Here is a 19195-nt window from a genome sequence, read left to right as displayed (position 1 = left end):
ATTGACTAACGCGTTTGCATTTTATGGGCTGATTTGCTATTGTCAAATCAATTTGTCAGAATGCACATCCATGGAGACACAAGAAGATGCGGGCGACAAGGCCCAGCGAGCCGTTCAATCGGTCGAGGTGGGCGGGCGCCTGCTGTTGGCGCTGGCCCACCGGCTGGAGCCGATGTCGTTGAAGGACCTGGCTGCGAGCGCGGCGCTGCCGCCCTCGCGCGCGCACCCGTATCTCGTGAGCTATGGCCGGCTGGGCCTCGTGCACCAGGACACCGCCAGTGGCCGCTATGCGCTGGGGCCCGCGGCCCTTCAGCTCGGTCTCACCGCCCTTCATCAATACGACCCCGTGCGCGCCGCCGGTCCGGTTGCCGAGGCGCTCGCCGCCGAGACGGGGCAAGCCGTGGCGCTTGCGGTCTGGGGCAACTTCGGCCCCACCGTGATCAGGATGATCGACGCGCGCCAGCCGCTTCACGTGACGATGCGCGCCGGCACGGTGATGTCGATGTTCGACACGGCCACCGGCCGGGCATTCGCCGGCGTGCTGCGCACGGAACGCGTCGCCGACGCGCTGGCCGGCGATGCGCTGGGCGCGAACAGCGCGCCTGCTCGCGTGAGCGCGGCGAGTCTGCGCACCAAGCTGCAGCCTGCGCGCGACGAGTTGGCCAACCACGGTTGCGCGCGTGCGGTGGGCCGCCCGATCCCCGGCGTCAACGCCTTCAGCGCGCCGGCGTTCGGCCATGACGGCGAAGCGGCGCTGGTCATCACCGTGCTCGGCCACCAGGACCACGTGCCCTCCGCCTGGTCGTCGCCGATGGCCGTCGCCGTCAAGCGCGCGGCGGCGGAGATATCCACGCAGCTGGGCCACCGCCCGGCGACATAGCCCGCCTCGTTCCCGATCCCTGGAGATCACCATGCACAACAACCACTGGTCCACCAACCGTGTTTTCGTCTGCGAGCGTGCGGCCGCATGGAGCAGCATCAACACGCGGTACTTCGGCCGGCTGAGGGTTTCCAGCCTGAGCGACTCGCCGCTCGATGCATCCCTCAGTGCCTACGAAGTTGGCGCCCTGCGCATGATCAGCATCACGGCGCCGGCGCATCACGTCGAGCGCGACAGCACCTGTGGCGATCTCCCGACGGACGATTTCTACAAGCTCGTTCTGCAGGTGTCCGGGCATGGAATCGTCGAGCAGCAGAACTGCCGCGTCGACCTTTCGCCAGGCCAATGGATTCTCTACGACCCCCGCGCGCCGTACGCGATCACCAACCCCGAACGTTGCAGCCTGTTCGTCACCCAGGTACCGCGCACCCTGCTTTCGGGGCTGAAGCTTTCCGGCCCGCTCGCAGGGCAAACGGGCCACGGCAATGTGGCGGGGCTGCATGGCGTTTTCGGCACGTACCTGCGGGCCCTCAGCGAGCAATTGCCCAGCCTTCCCGATGGCACCGGCCAGGCGATCAGCGAATCGGTGATGGGCCTGCTGGCCTCGACCCTCACCGAAAGCTTCCGCCGCACCGACGAGCCGGTGCCCCTGCCGTCCGTCTTGAAGCTGCGCGTGCGCCAGTACATCCAGTCGCACATCAGTGATCCAGACCTAAGCATTCAAGGCATCGCCGATGCATTGCGCTGCTCCAAGCGCTATCTGCACAAGGTCTTCGAAGACGACACAGTCGGCCTCGAGCGGCACATCTGGCAAGCAAGGCTCGAGCGCTGCCACGGCGCCCTCACGCAAGAGGCCAACGCGGGTCGATCCGCAGCGCAGATCGCCTATGCCTGGGGGTTCAAGAGCAGCGCCCACTTCTGCCGCCTTTTCAAACAGCAGTACGGCGTGACGCCGGGCGAATGCCAGCGATCGGCAGTCGCTTCGCGGCGCAGCGCGGTGCTTCAGTAAACGCCGCTCGCGCCGCCCCCCGGGGCTGTCATCGCGTGCTTGACCCGCAATCCATGACCCTGTCTTTGTGTTCTGAGGCCGCACGGCAAAGCTGTGCGTGGGCGGGCTGCGGCGCGGCGCTCACCATCGCTTTCTAAGTTCGTTGCGCCCCAACGCAAAAAGCGCCCCGAGGAGCGCTTTTGTTTCTCTGGAGGAATGCGGCGCTGTTTACAGCGGGCGGGCTTCGCCGAAAGAGATCTGGCCCAGGCGCACGGCCTCGGCGGCTTGAGCGCGCACGACCTTCACGTCGGTACCGGACTTCAGCGGTGCGGCGATGCGCGAACCGGCCGGCTCGGTGCTGCGGGTGGCCGACACGGTGGAGGCTTCGGCGACGACTTCAGCGCGGGTGCGGTTGCCTTCGAACTTGACTGCGAATTGCGACGAGTCGGCTTCGTCGGCGTAAGCACCGGTGGAAGCGATGGCGGCGAAAGCGGCGACGGCGAGGATGGACTTGGTGTTCATGATGGAACCTTTCAAAGTGAGCGAAGAGAGACTTGGTTGAAAAAATTTGCGGTTGGTGTCTTTGTTTGTCTTCAGCATCAACCGTGAATGAACTGTAGGCGCCGCCATTTAGGCGAGGCTTAGCGTTGGCTTAGCTGAGAGTTAGCACGCGATGCGTGCTGGCCTTTGACAGCTGTGATTGCCGGCTTGACCCGCAATCCATGACTCCGAATTCATTTTTGGTGTTCTGAGGCCGCGCGGCAAAGCTGTGCGTGGGCGGGCTGCGGCGCGATGGCTACGGCGTTCGGCATCGCTCGCTTCGCGAGTCTCCTGCCGAATTCCTTGCGCCGGGAGACCCCGCGACCCGCGCGGCACAACTCGCCTGCGCTTCGCTCCGGGCTCAAACAGGTGCCGCGAGCATGAAACGGTCGCACGGCTGAAGCCGTGCTGGGTCGCGGAGTCACCCGCCGCAAGCGCCTGGGCTTTATTCGCGCCGCAGCCCGCCCACGCACAGCTTCGCAAACCATCGAGGCGCGCCACCGGTGGAGTGCCAACGCTTCACGGGTCCGCCCCAACATCGGCGAGCCCCAGTGGAACGCCACTCACTCACCGCAACGCCGTGCATGGCCGGGCCGCGGCGCGAATAAAGCCCAGGCGCCCGCGGTGGACGGTCTTGCGGCCCAGCGTCGCTTGCGACGCGACCGTCTCATGCTCGCAAAACTTGTTTGAACGGAGCAAGGCGGAGTGAGTTGTTTTGCGCGGGGCCGCAAGACCGTTCAGCGCGGGGACTCCGGCAGGAGCTTGCGAAAGCAAGCGATGCCGGACGCCGTAGCCATCGCGCCGCGGCCCGGCCATGCACGGCGTTGCCGCCCCGGTGGACGAGCGCACACTGGCATCAAGACTCCGCCGTGAATCCGATCATCTTGATCAGCCGGCGCCACTCTTCGGTATCGGCCTTGATGAGGTCGGCCAGGTCTTGCGGGGTGCTGGACTTCGCCGTCATGCCGACGTCGCCCAGCGCACTGACGACATCTGGCTGCGCCAAGACGGGTTGAAGGTACGCAGCTGCCCGGCGCACCACATTTTGCGGAGTCTTCCCCGGAAGGAACAAGCCGAACGATTCCGTTGCGGTGATCGGGTATCCCTGCTCACGGTACGTGGGCACATCAGGCACGAACGTGTTTCGACCCTTCCCGGAGACCGCAATGATTCGAAGCCTGCCGCTTTTGAGGTGCGGCAGGAAGCTGCCCACCGTCGACGAATAGGCAGACACCTGGCCGCCCATCAGGTCTTGCAGGCCGGGCGCATCTCCGCGGTAGCCGACGTGAGTCAACTCCGTGCCTGAAAGCTTGGACAGCAGGATGCCCAGCAGATGCGGCGTAGAACCGGCCGCCGGCGAACCGAAGTTGCCTTTGCCCGGATTGGCCTTGCACCAGGCGAGGAAGTCCTTGATGCCGCGAACGTTGGAAGGCACTGCGGGCCCGACTGCCAAGCCGAACGCGAACGAGCAAACCGACGAAACCGGCAGCACGTCCTCAGGGGCGTAAGGAAGCTTGCGGTAGGTGAAGGGATAGATGGAAAACGGCGCGGTGGGCGACAGCAACAAGGTGCTCCCGTCGGGCGCACTGTCCTTGAGCGTCGAAATGGAGATCTGCATCGCCGCGCCCGGCTTGTTCTCCACCACGACGGTGTTGGCGTAGCTGCCCCGCATCTTCTCGGCCAGTCGCCGTGCGACCGTGTCGGTCGCGCCGCCCGGCGGGAAGCCAACGAGTATCTTTGCGAGCTGAATGCTCTGCGAATGCGCGTAGTGAAAGGGGGCAGCGGTCAAGGCTGCGACCCCTGCGAGCTGGCTCGCGAATTTCCGGCGGGTGGGCATGTCTCGGTCTCCTGGTGGTTCGTATGAAAACTGATCTCTCGGTCAGGCCAGATAGCTCGCTTGCAGAATTTCGGGCTGGTCGCGCAGCGTCTGCGCGGGGCCTGACCACGCGGTCCGTCCCCGTTGCAGGACCACAGCGCGTTGGGCCAGCCTCAGCGCCAGCGTGGTGAACTGCTCGATCAGCAACACGCCCACGCCGTCCGCCGCGACGCTCTGCAAGACGTCGGCCAGCCGCTTGACCACCAAGGGCGCGAGGCCAAGCGACAGTTCGTCGACGACGAGGATGCGAGGCCGCGCGAGCAGTGCCTGTGCCATGCAGACCATCTGCTTCTGCCCGCCGGAGAGCGAGCGCCCGAGATGTTCCAGCCTCGGCTTCAGCTCGGAAAACGTGACCAGCACGCGTTCGATCGCAGACTCGACTTCTTTGGCCGGCAGCACCATGGCCGCGGCACGCAAGTTGTCGTGGACAGAGAGGTTGCCGAGCACGTGATGGCCTTCGGGCACGATGGCGAGGCCCGCGCGGCGCACCGCATCGGGCGTGAGGCCATCCAGCGTCAGGTCACCCAGGCGGACTTTCCCCTGCGACCGCGGGATGGCACCGGCCAGCGCGAGCACGATGCTGGACTTGCCGGCGCCGTTGGGGCCGAGCATGGCGACGATCTCGCCGGGCGCGACGTCGAGATCGACGCCATGGACGACGGGCTTGCCGCCGCGGGATATGTGGAGTTGACGAACTTCGAGCATCGCGGGTCAGCTTCCTAGATAGGCCCGTTGCACGGCAGGGTCGTCGAGCACGGCGCGCGTCGGCCCGAGCGCAAGCTTCTTGCCGAAGTCGAGCACCAGCGTCTGCGTGCACAGGTTCGCGATCAGGTCCACGTCGTGGTCGATCAGCACGACCTGTGCGCCGAACTGTTCAGGGATGGCGGCGATAGCGTCGCGAAGCACGCGCGATTCGCGCTCGTCCAGCCCGGCGCCCGGCTCGTCGAACAGGATGAGCCGCGGCTTGCCGACCAGCGCCTTCGCCACTTCGACCATGCGGCGCCGGAACAGATCCAGCTCTCCGCCAGGCGTGGCCGCGCAGTCCAATAAGCCGGTGTGCTCCAGCGCGCGATAGACCTGCCGCTGGGCGTCCACAAGCGAATGCGGCACGTGATCGAGCATGGCCTGCACGTTGTCCCACGCGCTGAGGTCTTCGACCACCTGCTCGGTCTGGAAAGAGCGGCGAAGGCCGAGGCGGACTCGGCGCGCCGTGTTCAAGCCGAGAAGGGACGTCCCGTTGATGCGCACCTCACCGGCCTTGGCAGGAACAAAACCGCTGAGCACATTGACCAGCGTCGTTTTGCCCGCGCCGTTCGGGCCGATGAGCCCGCATACCGGTGCGTCGAACACCGCGTCGAGCCCATCGATGACGGTGACGGGGCCGAAAGCGACGGTGAGCCCACGGATGTCGATCATGGCGCTCTCCTGCGCGCACGCACGCGGGCGAATGCCGCCATCCACTGGCCGGCGAGACCGCGCGGCGCCGTGATGAGGGCATGCAGCAGTGCCGCGCCGAAGAAGATCATGGCGAGGTAACCGTTCACGCCGAGGTCGACCAGCAACGACGGCACTGCCCGCAGGAGCAGCCCGGCCACCAGCGCGCCGGCCCAATGATAGGCACCGCCGATCAGCGTGAGCGCAAAGAGCATCACCGACTCGCTGGCCGCGAAAGCGCGGCCGTCCAGCTGGCCTACCGCGCCCGCGAGCAGCGCGCCCGCCACGCCGGCGCAGACACCGGCGAGACCAAAGGCCCATGTTTGGTAGAGCAGCACGTTGACCCCCGCGCCCTCGGCGACTGCTTCGCCCCGGCGAATCAGCGCCCAGGATCGGCCGGCGCGCGTGCGGCGGTGCAGCTCGATCACGGTGAGCATGGTCGCCAGCCAGGCCGCGACGTAGGCGAGGTAAGCGCCCTCCTCCTGCGCGATCGCGGGCCGGGGCATCACCAGCCTTTCACTGCCGGCGATGCGTCCGAGCCAACCCGGGCCGCCGTCGGGAAACCCCGTGGCGCTGATCACCACCTGGAAGCCCCCGGCGAGCATCAGCGTGACCAGCGCCAAGTAGAGGCCCTTCAAGCGCAAGGCCGGTAGTCCGGCGAGCATTCCCAGGACTCCTGCCGACAGCCCACCCGCGAGCACGCAGGCTTCGAACGGCCACTGCAGTCCATGGCCCACACGCAGCGCGACCCAGCCGCCCGCACCCAGCAAGGCGTACTGGCACAGGCTCACCAGGCCGAGCTGGCCGTAGAGCAAGGCCACGCCCGCGGCAGCGATGGCCAGTGCCAGCGAAGAGGTCAGTGTCTTGGCCCAATACGCGTTCGCTATCCACGGCAGCAGCGCGCCGAGCACAAGCACGAGGAGCGCCATGCGAACGAGCGAAAGGCGGGCGGCACGCCGCTCGAGCCGGACAGAATCGGGAGTCATGCTTTGCGGGAGGCGTCGCGCCACAACACGATGGCGGCGAGCGCGATAAGAAAGGGAGTGGCTGTCCTGAATGGCGAGAATCCGGGCACCAGCACGGCGACGGCCTCCAGCATCCCGATTGCCAGGCCCGCGGCAACAGTCGCGGGCAACGAAGAGAGGCGGCCGATGATGGCGGCGGCGAACGCAGGAATCACGAGAAAGGTCAGCACGGTGGCTTGCAGCCGGACGATGTTGCCCAGCAGCAAGCCGCAGACGCCCGCGAACGCGCCTGAGATCACCCAGGCCGCGGTATCGACCTGCAGCACGCGGATGCCGAGGATGGCGCTCAGTCCGCGCTGGTCGGCCAAGGCGCGCATGGCAAGACCGATGCGGGTGCGCGCCAACAGCAGGCCCACCGCCGTCATCATCGAAATGGCCAGAGCCAAGCCCACGACGCGCGTGTAGGTCAGGCGCACGTCCGCGAGCTCGATCGCCCCGCTGTCGGTCGGCAGTACCAGCCGGCGCGGCTGCTCGCCCCAGAACCACTCGGTGAACCCGAGCAGCACCAGCGCGAGGCCCAGCGTGCCAACCGAGCGCACCGTCGGGTCGCTTTCCGCCAGGCCGGGCGCGAGCAAGCGGCCGTAGGCGAAAGAGATCGCAACGGCGGTGAAGACTGCCGCCAGCGCGGCCAGCGCCAGCGGCCATTCATGGTCCAGCGCCGACCACGCCACGTACGCGGCGATTGCGCCGAGCGCGCCGAACGCGAAGTTCAGCACCCCCGACGAGCGGTACAGCACCACCAGGCCCACGCCCGACATCGCGTACACGGCGCCCACGCCGAGGCCGGAGACCAGGAAGGGCAGCATTTCAGACATGGCGGTTCCGAGTTGGGATCAGAGGCCCATCTGCTTTTCCTGCGCGCGCAGGTCGGCCAGTTCCGGGTCCGCGGCCATCAGGCAGCCGTTGCTCACCTGCTTGAAGCCGTTGCCGCTGACCTGGGCGATGGGGCCCGAGCTGTTGGCGTTGTGGCGTGGACCGGTGCCGACGTAGAACGGCCGGCACAGGATGTCGCTCTGGAAGCCCTTCACGTTGCGCAGCGCCGTGCTGACAGTCGCGCGGTCGATCTTCTTCGGATCGAGCTTGAGCAGCGCTTCGGTCGCGATCCGCGCAGCCAGGTAGCCCGCCTGCGCGAAAGAGTCGCGCGGATCGTTCTTGCCGGCGAAGGCTTCCATCGTCGCCTTCCAGTTCATGTTGTCCTTGCCTGCGGACTCGACGGGCATGAACTCCAGGTGGATGTCGAAGTTGCCATTCCATGCCGGGCCGATCGTCTTGGGCACGTCGAAGTTGTAGGCGGGCGTGCTGCTGACGAAGTGAATCTTCTTGGCAAGACCCTGCTGTTCCGCAGCCGCCAGCATCGGCACCATGATGCCCTTGGGAACGTTGAGCACGATGACGTCCGGCTTCTTCGCCGCGGCCTGCAGCATCGTTGACGTTGCATCAGGCGATCCCGGGTCGATGGTGATCACGTCGACCTCGACACCGTTCACCTTGCCCCAATCCTTCGCGCCGTCGCAGGCCCAGTTGCCCAGGCTCGGAATGTTCGGGATCACGCACACCATGCGCTTGGCCTTGTATTGCTGTGCGGCGTACATCGCGGCGACGGTGGCGGAAACGCGCGGCCCGGCATTCACCGGAACGTAGTTCTTCGCGAAGAAGCACTCGCGCGGCACGCCGACGCCGGCGATCACCATGACGTCTTCCTGGGCGTACATCTTGCCGTTGACACCGCACTCGACGAAGCTGGAACTACCCACCATCGCGACGACCTTGCGGTCTTTCACGAGTTTGGCCGCGACCTGGGCCGCAACTTCGGGATTCCACTGGTCATCGGCGATCGTGAACTCGATCGGCCGGCCGTTGATGCCGCCGTTGGCATTGACGCACTTGAAGTACGCCTGGGCCGCCAGCGCCGAGGCGCTGAAGTCGTCCGGGCCGGTCTTGCCGACCACGGCGCCCACCGCGATCGGCTCGCCCGTGGCCGCCTTGCCATTGTTGAGGCCGCAAACGGGCTTGCCTTGCGCCATCGCGCTGCCGGCGGCCACCAGGACCGCGCCAACAAGAACTGTCTTGAAAATCTGCTTCATGGTGATCTCCGGGTTAGAAAGGAACGGTGCTCTTGATCCACAGCGCGCTGCCTTCGGGGCGGTTGCGCACAGACATCTCGCGTTGCAACTTGGCCGTAATGAACCAGCCCTTGCCGTTGTCGTACTTCAGGGAGGGGCCGATCGCGAAGGCCTGCCCCCTGCTTCCGGGCAAGGAGACGCCGGCGCTCTCGTCGTCGGAGAATTGGCGCATCGCATAGCCGCCGACACCCAACACCCAGCCATTGCCCATGCCCCAGCCGGCGGAATAGTCCAGATAGACCTCGTTGCCGGAGCGGTAGTCGGTATCGGAGTTGCGGCGGCTGAAGTTGAAGGTGAGCTTGAAGTCGGCATTGAGGCCGGCCTTATCGAGGTAGCTCATCGTGTACAGCGGCTGCACGGACCAATAGTTGCGTCCGATGTTCGCCAGGTCGTTTTTGCGATAGCTGCCGACGGGCGCAACGAAGTCGAGCGCGAGCACGCTGTGCAAATTGGGGGAATGGTGGAACGACAGCGCCGGACCGAACGTGATGTCGCCCAGGCCCGTCTTGTTCTGCGATGCGCCCGGCACCTCGACGTCCAGGTTCACGATGGGCACGATCGCATGCCAGATCACGTTGCCACCGCCGATGATGGTTGGCGTGGACCAGACGAAGCGGGTCGCTGCGGCAACGGCCCCGACCTTGAACGTCGGCAGCGGCACATCATTGCCCGCGTTGTCTTTCAGCTTGCTGGCGTGATAGACATTGCCGTACTCCAGCACGTAAAAGCCGGGGGGCGGCGCCGCCCCCGCCATGAAGTTCTCGACTCCGCCGTTGTAGCTGGAGCCGCCGCCTTCGCCGGCTTGCGCCACGGACGCGATACAAGCCAGCGCCAACACCGCAGCCGCGGTGGGCGTTCCCATTTTTCTCATGTTGTCTCCTCAGTTTTTTAAGATTGAGCCGGTGCGTCAGACCGACATGCAGACGCTCTTCTGTTCCGTGTAGGACTCGACCGCCGCGCGGCCGAGGTCACGGCCGAAACCGCTTTGCTTGTAGCCACCGAAGGGCAAATTCGCGTCGAGCAGGTTGTGGGTGTTGACCCACACCGTTCCGGCCTTGATGCGAGGAATGATCCGGTGTACAGCCGAGAGGTTGTTCGACCACACACTGGCGGTCAGCCCGAAGGGTGAATCGTTGGCCTGGCGGATGGCGTCCTCCACGTCGTCGAACGGCATGGCGACCAGCACGGGGCCGAACACCTCTTCGCGCACGACCTGCATGCCGGGATTCACGTCGACGAACACGGTCGGTTGGATGAAGCAGCCGGCATCGCGTGCGCGGGCGCCACCGGTCAGGGCCGTAGCGCCTTCGCGACGCGCGCCGTCGATGAAACCCATCACGCGGTCGAAGTGCCTGCGCGAGACGACGGGCCCCAACTGCGCGGCGGCGTCGAAGCCCGAGCCGATACGCATTCCCTCTGCCTGGCGTGCGACCTCGTTCACGACCTGGTCGAACAGGCTGCGGTGGACATACAGCCGCGAACTCGCGGCGCAGACCTGGCCCTGGTTGAAGAAGATGCCCATGGCGGCGCCGGCCGCGGCTGCGGCAGGATCTGCATCGGGCAAAACGATCATGGGTGACTTGCCGCCGAGCTCCAGCGTGAAACGCGCCATGCGGTCGACGGCGGTGTGCCCGATGGCTCGCCCCGTTGCGGTGCTGCCGGTGAAGCTGATCTTGTCGACACCGGGATGTGCGCACAATGCGGCGCCAGCTGTACTGCCGCCGCACACGACGTTCAAGGCACCGGCAGGGATGCCTGCTTCCAGCGCGAGTGCGGCCAGGCGCAGCGCGGTCAACGGCGTTTCGGGCGAGGGCTTGAGCACCACCGTGCAGCCGGCCGCAAGCGCCGGGGCGATCTTCCACAGCGCGATGGCCAAGGGGAAGTTCCAGGGCACCACCGCGCCGACCACGCCCACCGGTTCGCGTTGCGTGTAGGTGTGGTAGCGGGCGCCCGGAGGGAACGGGATCGAAGGCTGCAGCGTGCTGCCTTCGAGCTTGGTGGCCCAGCCTGCCATGTAGCGCACGAACTCGGCGGAGAAACCCACGTCGATCATGCGTGCGACGCCTTGCAGCTTGCCGCTTTGCAGCGTCTCCATCGCGCTCAGCTCGTCGCCGTGCTCTTCGATCAGTTGCGAAAGGCGGAACAGCGCGCGCTCGCGGTCGGCTGGGCGCATGCGGGACCAAGCCGAATCTTCCAGCGCCCTGCGCGCGGCGGCGACGGCGGCATCCACATCGCCCTGGTCGCTGTCGGGCGTGTCGGCCACGATCATTTCCGAAGCCGGATCGATGACATCGATGCGCTTGCCGCTGCGGGATTCGCGGAACTCGCCGTCGATGAAATTGCCGAAGCTGCGCCGCGAAAGGAAGCTGATGCGTGCCAGCTCCTGTTGGGAAAGGTCTTTGGGGTTCATGGTGCGGGATGGGTTGGGGGAAGAGAAACTCGCACCGCTCAGCGGCCGAGCATGAACTCGGCGCCGCGCTCGGCGATCATGATGGTGGGCGCGTTGGTGTTGCCGCTGCAGATGGTGGGCATCACCGACGCATCGCACACGCGCAGACGGCCGACGCCGTGCACGCGCAGTTGGGAATCGACGACGGCCAACGGGTCGTTCCCGATGCGGCAGGTGCCCACGGGGTGATAGACGGTCTTGGCGTACTGGCGCACGAACTGCTCCAGTTCGCTGTCGGGCATGTGCTCCTGGGGGCCTGGATAGAGCTCTTCGGCAACGACCTTGCGCAGCGAAGGCATCCGCATGATGCGGCGGGCCAGCTTGAGGCCGCGCACGAGCGTATCGGTGTCTTCCTGCTCCGACAGAAACCCGCCATCGAACTGCGCCGGGTCCATCGCGTTCGCGCTGATGGCCCGAACGCGGCCTCGCGACTTCGGGCGCAGGAAGCAGGGGTCGATGGAAATGCCATGCACCTCTGGCATCGGACGGTCCACATCGCCCACCAGCACGGGCAGCACGTGGAACTGCACATCGGGACGACCTGTCCCGGCTGTGTCGACAAAGCCACCGCTCTCCACCACGTTGGATGTGAGCAGGCCCGTCTTGAACAGCTCCCACTGGATGCCGTGCTTCAAGGCCGTAAGACCCTTGTCCTGCCCGAGCAGGCTGATCGGTTCCTTGCAGCGGCCGTGCGCGATGATCTCGAGATGGTCCTGGAAGTTCTCACCCACGCCGGGCAGATCGCGATGCACCGTGACGCCCAGGTCGCGCAGCAGGTCAGCGGGGCCGATGCCCGACACCTGCAGTAGCTTCGGCGATGCCAGCGCACCCGCGCTCAGCACGACTTCGCGGTTGGCACGCGCCTTCACGGTGCTGCCGTCACTGCGGCGGTATTCGACGCCCGTCGCATTGCCGCCTTCGATCGTCACGCGCAGCACATGGGCGCCGTTGACCACAGTGAGCTTCGGGTCGCCAAGAACCGCGGCCAGGTATGTCGCTGCCGTGCTGCCGCGTGAGCCGTTGATCGTCGTGGTCTGGTAGAAACCGACGCCGTCCTGGCTGCCGCTGTTGAAATCGTCGTTGTAGGGAAGGCCCGCTTCTTGCGCGGCCTTCAAGAACGCCAGGCTCAGGGGATGGCGGTACTTCGTGTCGCTGACATGCAGCGGCCCATCGGTGCCATGCATCTCGCCGGAGAAGCGCATGTTGTTCTCAGCGCGCTTGAACGCGGGCAGCACGTCCTTCCAGCCCCAACCATCGCAGCCGGCATCGGCCCACGCGTCGTAGTCCGCCGCCGCGCCGCGGATGTAGACCATCGCGTTGAGCGAACTGCCGCCCCCGTTCATGCGCCCTTGCGGCACGTACATCTTGCGGCCATTGGCATGGGGTTGGGCAACGGTTTCGTAGACCCACGAGCGCTCGGTTCCGATGACACGCACGAACGTCGCAGGCATCTTCACGAATTTGCTCGCATCGGTCGGGCCGGCCTCGAGCACCATCACCGAGTGGCCCGCCTTGACCAGGCGGTGCGCGATCACACATCCGGCCGAGCCGGCTCCGACCACGATGTAGTCGACGACTTGAGTGTCCAACGTCTGTCTCCTTTATTGCTTTACTCGGAGCGGATGGTCGGCGAGCGGCCGGTGTGTTTCAAGGGAACACGCGCGTTGTGCGCTGTGAGTCAATTCGCAGTACCCGCTCGGGCATTCGAGCTCAGACGGTCAGGTAGTCATTTGGCGAGACAAGGACCTTCACCTGGCCCTTGTCGACAAGTAGTGCGTCAAAACCGTGTGGCACGGCCTGCGCGAGCGGGACTTTTCGGGTGACGATCGCCGAAGGGTCGATGCGGCCTGCGGCGGTCCATGCGATCAACGTCGGAAAGACATCCCTGTAGCCGACGCTTCCCGTGAGCCGCAACTCGCGGTTGACGATGTCGAAGATGTCGACCTGGGCTTTCCCCATCAAGCCGACGAGCACCGCCTCACCCCCTTTGCGAAGACACGCGAGCGCCCCGTCCAGCGTGCCCTGCTCGCCCGCCACTTCGAACGCGATCGCAGCGCCTCGACCAGAGGTGGCAGCTAAGACCGCGCTTGTGCTGTCCTCGCGCGTCGCGTCGACGACTCGGCTGGCGCCCATCGCGCCGGCGAGCGCCAGCCGATGGGCATCGACATCGACGGCGATGATCTCGCCGGCACCGCACTGGCGCAGCAAGGCCACGGTGAGCAGGCCCACCGGGCCCATGCCGAACACCGCACAGGCATCGCCCGCGCGCAATCCGCTCGACCGGACCGCGTGCAGGGCCACGGCTGCGGGCTCGAATGCAGCAGCCTGGACGTAGCTGACCTCGTCGGGAAGGGGATGAACCGTATACGACGGCACCACCACTGTTTCAGCGAACGCACCGTCGCCCATGAGGCCGACGAAACCCATGTCAACGCAGCGGTTGTACTGGCCCATGCGACAGTAGTCGCAGTGTCCACAGCGGTACTCGGGCTCGACCGCCACGCGCGTGCCTGCCCGCACGCCCGGGTCGGCGGATTCCACCACCGTGCCACAGAACTCGTGACCGAGGGTCATGGGTGCGCGCCGGCGTGAGATGGGGTGCGGGCAGTCGACAGGAATCGCATGCGGGCCGTCGACGTATTCATGCAGGTCGCTCCCGCAGATGCCGCAATAGGCCACGCTGATGCGTACTTCGCCCGTCTCCAACACTGGCTCCACCAATTCCACCAGGCGCAGGTCCCGTGGGCCGTGCCAACGCAATGCCTTCATCGCGCTCAACGAAACAGCGTGTCGACGTAGCCCGCGCCTATGCCGACCTTCTCGTAGTGCTCGCGGCACAGTTTGATGTAGTCGTGCACGTCGAAGTGGCCGACGGATGCACCTTTCTCGTCGAGCCAGATCAGCGGGCCCTTGACGATGAAGAACACGCGCATCGGGTCAGCGTGCTCATACGACACCAGCGTGTGGCCCTCACCAGGCGTCTCGTACACGAAGTCGCCGGCCGTGGCGATCCAGTCATGCTCGAGATAGCCCCATTTGCCGGAGATGGTGTACGCGAAGACCTCATGCGGGTGGTAGTGGCGGTTCACGAGCCCGGGCTTGTCGGCCCGGAGCACATCGGCCCACTTGTTGGCACTGGGAGAAATCCACAGCGGGCGCGACGACACGGTTTCGCTGAACGGCACGTAGTAGCGCAGATCGTCGGTCGCCGCATTGGCGATGTGCACCTCGGGCTGCGCATCCGGCTTGAACACATCGGCGATCGGGGCAATGCTCCGCCAGAATTCGGCGTCGGCTTTCATCCTCATCTCCTTGCAAAGTTGTACAAGGGGCGAGCTTCGCGCCAGCCGGCCAAAGCCGCTGTTCCAACGCGGACGAGGTGTTTGCCTTGCCTGGACAATGCAACGCGGGCGAGGGAATTTCCCGATCACCCGAAGTTGACCCAGGCCGCACGACTGCTAACATGAGTTCGCCTCCCCATGCAGCGAGCACTCACCACCGGACAGGATCGCCTTGTCCCCTTCAACGAAGGTTCGACGGATTTCGCTCCGCCGCGCGATCGCCTGCGCTACTGGGATTCGTACAACGCGTCCGTACTGGTGGGCCTGCGGTGTTCCACATTCGCCGAGGAAGGCCTCCACGCGCGGGAACGCAACTTCGACCTCGGGGCGCTCCGGATAGCCGACATCGTGGGGAATGAGCACGTCGTGGAACGCACGATGCCCATCGTTCGCCGGCATCCGAAGGACTCGCTGTTCGCATGCCTGCTGCTGGAAGGCGAAGCCTTCTTCTATCAGGCCGGCTGCTGCACTCTCGTGCGTAGCGGTGACCTCATCATCTATGGGACCGACAAACCCTATCTGTATGGCTTTTCGCGGCCGATGCGCCAGTTGATGATCGACGTCAAGGCAGATGAATTGTTCCAGTCCGGCGACCGCGTCCTACCGGCCTCGGTGCTCAAGATCGATGGTGGCCTGCGCGCGGGGCAAATGCTGACCCAACCCCTGCGTGACCGCGTCCTCGGTTTCATCGGCAACCCACGCGCCGACATCGCGGCCGCCGTGCAGGATGAGATTCGCGCGAGGTTGCGCTTGCTGCTGCGGCCGTCCTTGGATGAGACACCGCGAGGTGACGATGTGTTGGCCCTACGCCTGCTCAGGGCCGAACGATTCATCGCCGAACACCTCACGGACCCCGAGCTGGACGCGGAGGCTGTTGCTTGCCACATGGCAATGTCTTTGCGCAACCTGAGCCGCGTGTTCGAGAAGCACAACTGCAGCCTGACCAAGTGGATCTGGCAGGAACGCCTGGCATTGGCACATCGGCAACTCGCCGACCCCACCAACTCGCGGTCGATCGGAGACACTGCGTTGGGGTGCGGCTTTTCAACGCAGGCGCACTTCGCCCGCGAGTTCAAGCAGCGTTACGGAATCACTCCGACGCAGCATCGAGCGAGTTGCGCCGACATCGGCTAAGTCAAGCAAAGCGCCACCGGCGTGCCATCAAACTTCAAGAAGTGGCCGGAACCGCGCGGCTGGAACAGCGCAGCCAAATTCACGGCACCAAAGCTCGTACTCGCGTGCGTTGCCATGGCCAGCGAACAGTGGGTTCCATACGAAGAGACGAGCGTAGATCTGGCAGCGCAAGCTGGCGGGCTCGGCCTGCGAATCCGTTCGCAGCGCTTGCTTGACAGCCCCCATCTCTGCGCTGAGCCGCGCCATGCGAATGCCGCCGTCGCGGGCGGTGTCGAAGAGCAGGCAATCGGGCCGTCCCTCCTCGGTCGTGCGCGGCGGCCACTCGTGGTCTGGCACCGCCGGTACGCCGGTGCGTGCAAAACTGGTCCATGCATCACCCATCGCTTGGGCAAGCACGCGCCTGCCGCGAAGATTGAACGGCGTATTGACGCCGAAGATGTCGAGTTCGCCCGCCGTGTCACGAAAGACGAACGCCATCTCCATGGCGTGCGCCGCGCCAAGAAGCAGGTCCGGCCGGACGAAGGGCACGGCGGGTGCCTCGTCCCAATCGAAACGATAGGTCCACACTTCCTTGTGCCCGCCCGCCAGCATTGCATCCGCGGGGGCATCGACGAATAGCGCCTTCCAGGCCAGCGACATGTACTTCATTTCGACCTGATAGGCGCGGCGGTCGCGCAGCACGGGCAGCTTTCCCAAAAGCAGGCGAGAGTGCTCAGGCTTGTCCGCACTGAAGGTCTTGAACTCGTCGCGATTGCTTCCAAGAATCACCGGAACGCGGTTCCATGGGCCGTAGGCGAAGACTCCGGCCAACGGCTCGCGAGGCAGCACGACACCGTCGCGCACCGGACCTGGAGCCCGGTAGATGCCAACGCTGCCGGGAGTGAAAGTACCTATCAGCCGGGCTGGGCTGAGCGCGCGCAGAAAAGCTCCAATGTCCGCCGCCGGCAAGGTCGCGAGTTGCTTCTTCGCACTTTCGCGGTCGGGTGCCCTGCCCTCGGCGACCCACAGCCGTGCGGTGACCTCGAACGCGCTGTCGGGATGGCCCGGATTCGCGTCGTCGGTCCAGTTGACGGCCCGGTCGACGCTGAACGTCTCGGCCACCGGCGATTGCGCGATCGCACGGTGGAACAAGCCTTGGGCCAACGGGCTCGCCAGCAGCGTGAGCACATTCTGCCCGCCGGCCGACTCGCCGAAAATCGTCACGCAGCCGGGGTCGCCTCCGAAGGCCGCGATGTTGTCCTGCACCCATCGAAGCGAGGCAATCAGGTCGAGGGTGCCGAAGTTGCCGGAGCGTTCCTCGGGCGTTGCGTCGCCGGCCTCGTGCAATGCAGGGTGCGCGAACCACCCCAGCACGCCGAGCCGGTAGTTGACCGTGACGACCACCATGCCATCGTGGATGGCGTAGTTGCGCGCTGCATCGTAGGTGGCCGAGGTGCCCACCGAGTTGCCGCCGCCGTGGATCCAGACCATCACGGGCCGGCGTTGAGCGCCACTGGGGATGGATTCGGATTCGAAAACGGGCGCGAAGATGTTGAGCGTCAGGCAGTCTTCATCACCCGCGATCTTGCCGCGTTCTTTTGCCGGCACACCGGCCAGCAGGTCGGCGTATTGAGGTGCCATCGAGCCGTGTGCGCGGGCCTCGAGAACACCGCTCCACGGCGCGACGGGCCGCGGTGCCCGCCAGCGCAAGGGGCCCGTGGGTGGCGTCGCGTACGGAATGCCACGCCACGCATGGACACCGCCCGCTTCTCGCGTGCCAACGAGTTGGCCGGATGCGATACGGCGGCGCGACGCGAGATCGACACCCTGCAAAGCATTTTTCATCGTCGCTTGCACTGGCACTACTTCGCCACGTCCGAATTCTCGGCATCGCGAATCGCCGCCACTGCGTCGGCCGCGAGGATGTAGCCGTCCGTGGCCGCCTTGACCATTGCATTGGTGACCTGTGCAACGTAGTTGCCATGGTCGCCGTAGATGCTCTTCAGCTCCGAAGGCGTGTAGTCGCGATGCCATCCGGAAATGCTGCACGGGAACGCCGTTCCATTCGGCGCTTTCTGCTCCGCTATGGGTGCAGTGAACTGGGCCAGGCGAATTCCACCCAAGACCCTGCCATCGGCATCACGGACCAACGCGCCTGAGGCATCGCGTTCGAAGTTGATCGAGGGCGCTGCCGGCGCGCCGGTCCTGACCCAGCGGCGCACGGCATCGATCGCGTTGCTGAACACGAGTCCTACATCCACCGTGGTGAAGGGTGGCAGCGTAGTGCACGTCGGCTGTACCCATTGCGTGAACGAGATCGGTCCCGCCGGGCCGATGATGGACTGATCGCGAGCGACGATCGCGTCAATGTATTGCGACCCGTAGAGCGATGCGTGCGTCGAGCCGGCGACATCCCACCTGCGCGTGAACTCCGACGTCGTCCACTGGCCGATGAGCACGGCAAACGCCTCGGACTGGACGCTGATCGCCGGAACCCTTTGATCCGAACGCAACTGATTCGACATGTCCCAGTAGGCAAAGCCGTTGATCACGCCGGCCAGCGGTTGGATCGAGTTGTAGTAGCTCTGCAGCCGAAAGGCAGACTGCGACTGGCCAATGGCGATCACGTCTTCAACGACCAACCCGGGCATGGGCGCGCTGCTTCCGCCTGCGTTCTGCTTCAGCGCTTGAGTGACTTGCGTGAAGATGTCGAACGACAGCGGGTCGCCGGCGCACAGCGAAGTGCCGGTGGTGGCGGGCGTACCGTCGGCACCGCACGCGTTCACGTCCACTGACAGCCCCGCATAACGCGTCGGGCTCCATGTCTTCAGTCTCTCGACGCCGACGCGCTGCGCCGACACGACAGCCACCGCGTAGCCCTCGCGCAGCAAGTACTTCGACGCCTCCGCGTTTGCGAACTCGAAGTCGGCTCCGACGGTGACGTTGGTCCACTCGACGACGAGCGTGCCGTTGAACTTCTCGCGCGCCGGCGTCCTCACCATCACTCGCGTGCGGTACGCCCAACCTCCATCGAGGACCGTCGCAGTCTGCAGCGAGGCGCCTCCTGCAAAGCCCGGTGCGCCGCCTCCTACCCCCGCATAGCGGTTGGCCTTGCCCTCGGCATAGAACTCCCGCGCGACATAGCCAGCCGCAGCCAGATCAACGGGCGTCGCTGACATCGGCGTGGTGCCAGCGACCTTCACTTCGGTGAGTGCCGCGGCGGGTGGACCGGGCACGGCATTCGCTTCAGATCCGCTGCCCCCGCAGCCCTGAACTGCAATGGCCGCCAATAGCGCCAGCGAAAGGATCGCCGGCCTGTTCAAACGCAATGTGCTCGTCTCCACCATCTGTCTCCTGTTTGTTCTATGCGGAGCGGATGGTCAGCGAGCTGCCGGCCTGCTTCAAGGGAAGCAGTGCCCAGTGCGC

General features: G+C 65.6%; 17 protein-coding genes. 3 read left to right on the top strand and 14 right to left on the bottom strand.

Going from position 1 to position 19195, the window contains the following annotated elements; genetic code table 11:
- Nucleotides 1-70 precede the first annotated feature (70 nt).
- A complete protein-coding gene (locus EEB15_RS02405; protein WP_141507917.1) occupies nucleotides 71-880 on the top strand; it encodes an IclR family transcriptional regulator in 810 nt (269 codons plus the stop codon).
- A 31-nt stretch (nucleotides 881-911) separates the two neighbouring features.
- On the top strand, nucleotides 912-1889 hold the full coding sequence (locus EEB15_RS02400; protein WP_141507916.1) for a helix-turn-helix domain-containing protein: 978 nt from the start codon (nucleotides 912-914) through the stop codon (nucleotides 1887-1889).
- Nucleotides 1890-2096: 207 nt separating this feature from the next.
- Here EEB15_RS02400 and EEB15_RS02395 read toward each other — a convergent pair whose 3' ends face one another.
- From EEB15_RS02395 to EEB15_RS02340, 12 genes are all read right to left on the bottom strand, one after another.
- Complete coding sequence (locus EEB15_RS02395) at nucleotides 2097-2390, bottom strand: DUF4148 domain-containing protein (RefSeq protein ID WP_141507915.1); 294 nt, start codon at nucleotides 2388-2390, stop codon at nucleotides 2097-2099.
- An 874-nt stretch (nucleotides 2391-3264) separates the two neighbouring features.
- Complete coding sequence (locus tag EEB15_RS02390; protein ID WP_141507914.1) at nucleotides 3265-4245, bottom strand: Bug family tripartite tricarboxylate transporter substrate binding protein; 981 nt, start codon at nucleotides 4243-4245, stop codon at nucleotides 3265-3267.
- A gap of 42 nt (nucleotides 4246-4287) precedes the next feature.
- On the bottom strand, nucleotides 4288-4989 hold the full coding sequence (locus EEB15_RS02385; protein ID WP_141507913.1) for an ABC transporter ATP-binding protein: 702 nt from the start codon (nucleotides 4987-4989) through the stop codon (nucleotides 4288-4290).
- A 6-nt stretch (nucleotides 4990-4995) separates the two neighbouring features.
- Nucleotides 4996-5700, bottom strand: a complete 705-nt coding sequence (locus tag EEB15_RS02380; protein ID WP_141507912.1) for an ABC transporter ATP-binding protein — start codon at nucleotides 5698-5700, stop codon at nucleotides 4996-4998.
- Complete coding sequence (locus EEB15_RS02375; protein ID WP_141507911.1) at nucleotides 5697-6704, bottom strand: branched-chain amino acid ABC transporter permease; 1008 nt, start codon at nucleotides 6702-6704, stop codon at nucleotides 5697-5699. Before EEB15_RS02375 ends, EEB15_RS02380 begins: the two co-directional genes overlap by 4 nt.
- Nucleotides 6701-7558 carry a branched-chain amino acid ABC transporter permease gene (locus tag EEB15_RS02370; protein WP_141507910.1) on the bottom strand — a complete coding sequence of 286 codons (858 nt, stop codon included), beginning with the start codon at nucleotides 7556-7558 and terminating at the stop codon, nucleotides 6701-6703. Before EEB15_RS02370 ends, EEB15_RS02375 begins: the two co-directional genes overlap by 4 nt.
- An 18-nt stretch (nucleotides 7559-7576) precedes the next feature.
- Entirely contained in the window at nucleotides 7577-8827 is a 1251-nt protein-coding gene (locus EEB15_RS02365; RefSeq protein ID WP_141507909.1) for an ABC transporter substrate-binding protein, read from the bottom strand.
- 13 nt (nucleotides 8828-8840) lie between these two features.
- Nucleotides 8841-9737 (bottom strand): transporter, encoded by an 897-nt coding sequence (locus EEB15_RS02360; RefSeq protein ID WP_370283287.1) that lies wholly within the window; start codon nucleotides 9735-9737, stop codon nucleotides 8841-8843.
- Nucleotides 9738-9773: 36 nt separating this feature from the next.
- On the bottom strand, nucleotides 9774-11276 hold the full coding sequence (locus tag EEB15_RS02355) for an aldehyde dehydrogenase (protein WP_141507908.1): 1503 nt from the start codon (nucleotides 11274-11276) through the stop codon (nucleotides 9774-9776).
- Between the two features lie 38 nt (nucleotides 11277-11314).
- On the bottom strand, nucleotides 11315-12904 hold the full coding sequence (locus EEB15_RS02350) for a GMC family oxidoreductase (RefSeq protein WP_141507907.1): 1590 nt from the start codon (nucleotides 12902-12904) through the stop codon (nucleotides 11315-11317).
- Nucleotides 12905-13025: 121 nt separating this feature from the next.
- Nucleotides 13026-14084 (bottom strand): 2,3-butanediol dehydrogenase, encoded by a 1059-nt coding sequence (locus EEB15_RS02345; protein ID WP_141507906.1) that lies wholly within the window; start codon nucleotides 14082-14084, stop codon nucleotides 13026-13028.
- Nucleotides 14085-14089: 5 nt separating this feature from the next.
- Nucleotides 14090-14623, bottom strand: coding sequence for a 2,4'-dihydroxyacetophenone dioxygenase family protein (locus tag EEB15_RS02340; protein ID WP_141507905.1), 534 nt, complete (start codon nucleotides 14621-14623; stop codon nucleotides 14090-14092).
- Nucleotides 14624-14794: 171 nt separating this feature from the next.
- Here EEB15_RS02340 and EEB15_RS02335 point away from each other — a divergent pair, with 171 nt between their 5' ends.
- Nucleotides 14795-15790, top strand: a complete 996-nt coding sequence (locus EEB15_RS02335) for a helix-turn-helix domain-containing protein (protein WP_141507904.1) — start codon at nucleotides 14795-14797, stop codon at nucleotides 15788-15790.
- Between the two features lie 27 nt (nucleotides 15791-15817).
- On the opposite strand, the gene EEB15_RS02330 is transcribed toward EEB15_RS02335, so the two are convergent.
- Nucleotides 15818-17614, bottom strand: a complete 1797-nt coding sequence (locus EEB15_RS02330; protein WP_141507903.1) for a carboxylesterase/lipase family protein — start codon at nucleotides 17612-17614, stop codon at nucleotides 15818-15820.
- 17 nt (nucleotides 17615-17631) lie between these two features.
- A complete protein-coding gene (locus EEB15_RS02325; RefSeq protein WP_158289966.1) occupies nucleotides 17632-19005 on the bottom strand; it encodes an alpha/beta hydrolase domain-containing protein in 1374 nt (457 codons plus the stop codon).
- Nucleotides 19006-19195 lie beyond the last annotated feature (190 nt).

Source organism: Ramlibacter sp. WS9 (assembly GCF_003797765.1).
Taxonomy (GTDB): Bacteria; Pseudomonadota; Gammaproteobacteria; order Burkholderiales; family Burkholderiaceae_C; genus Ramlibacter.
The sequence above is the reverse complement of the archived record's forward strand: the minus strand, read 5'-3'. Positions and strand labels throughout refer to the sequence as shown.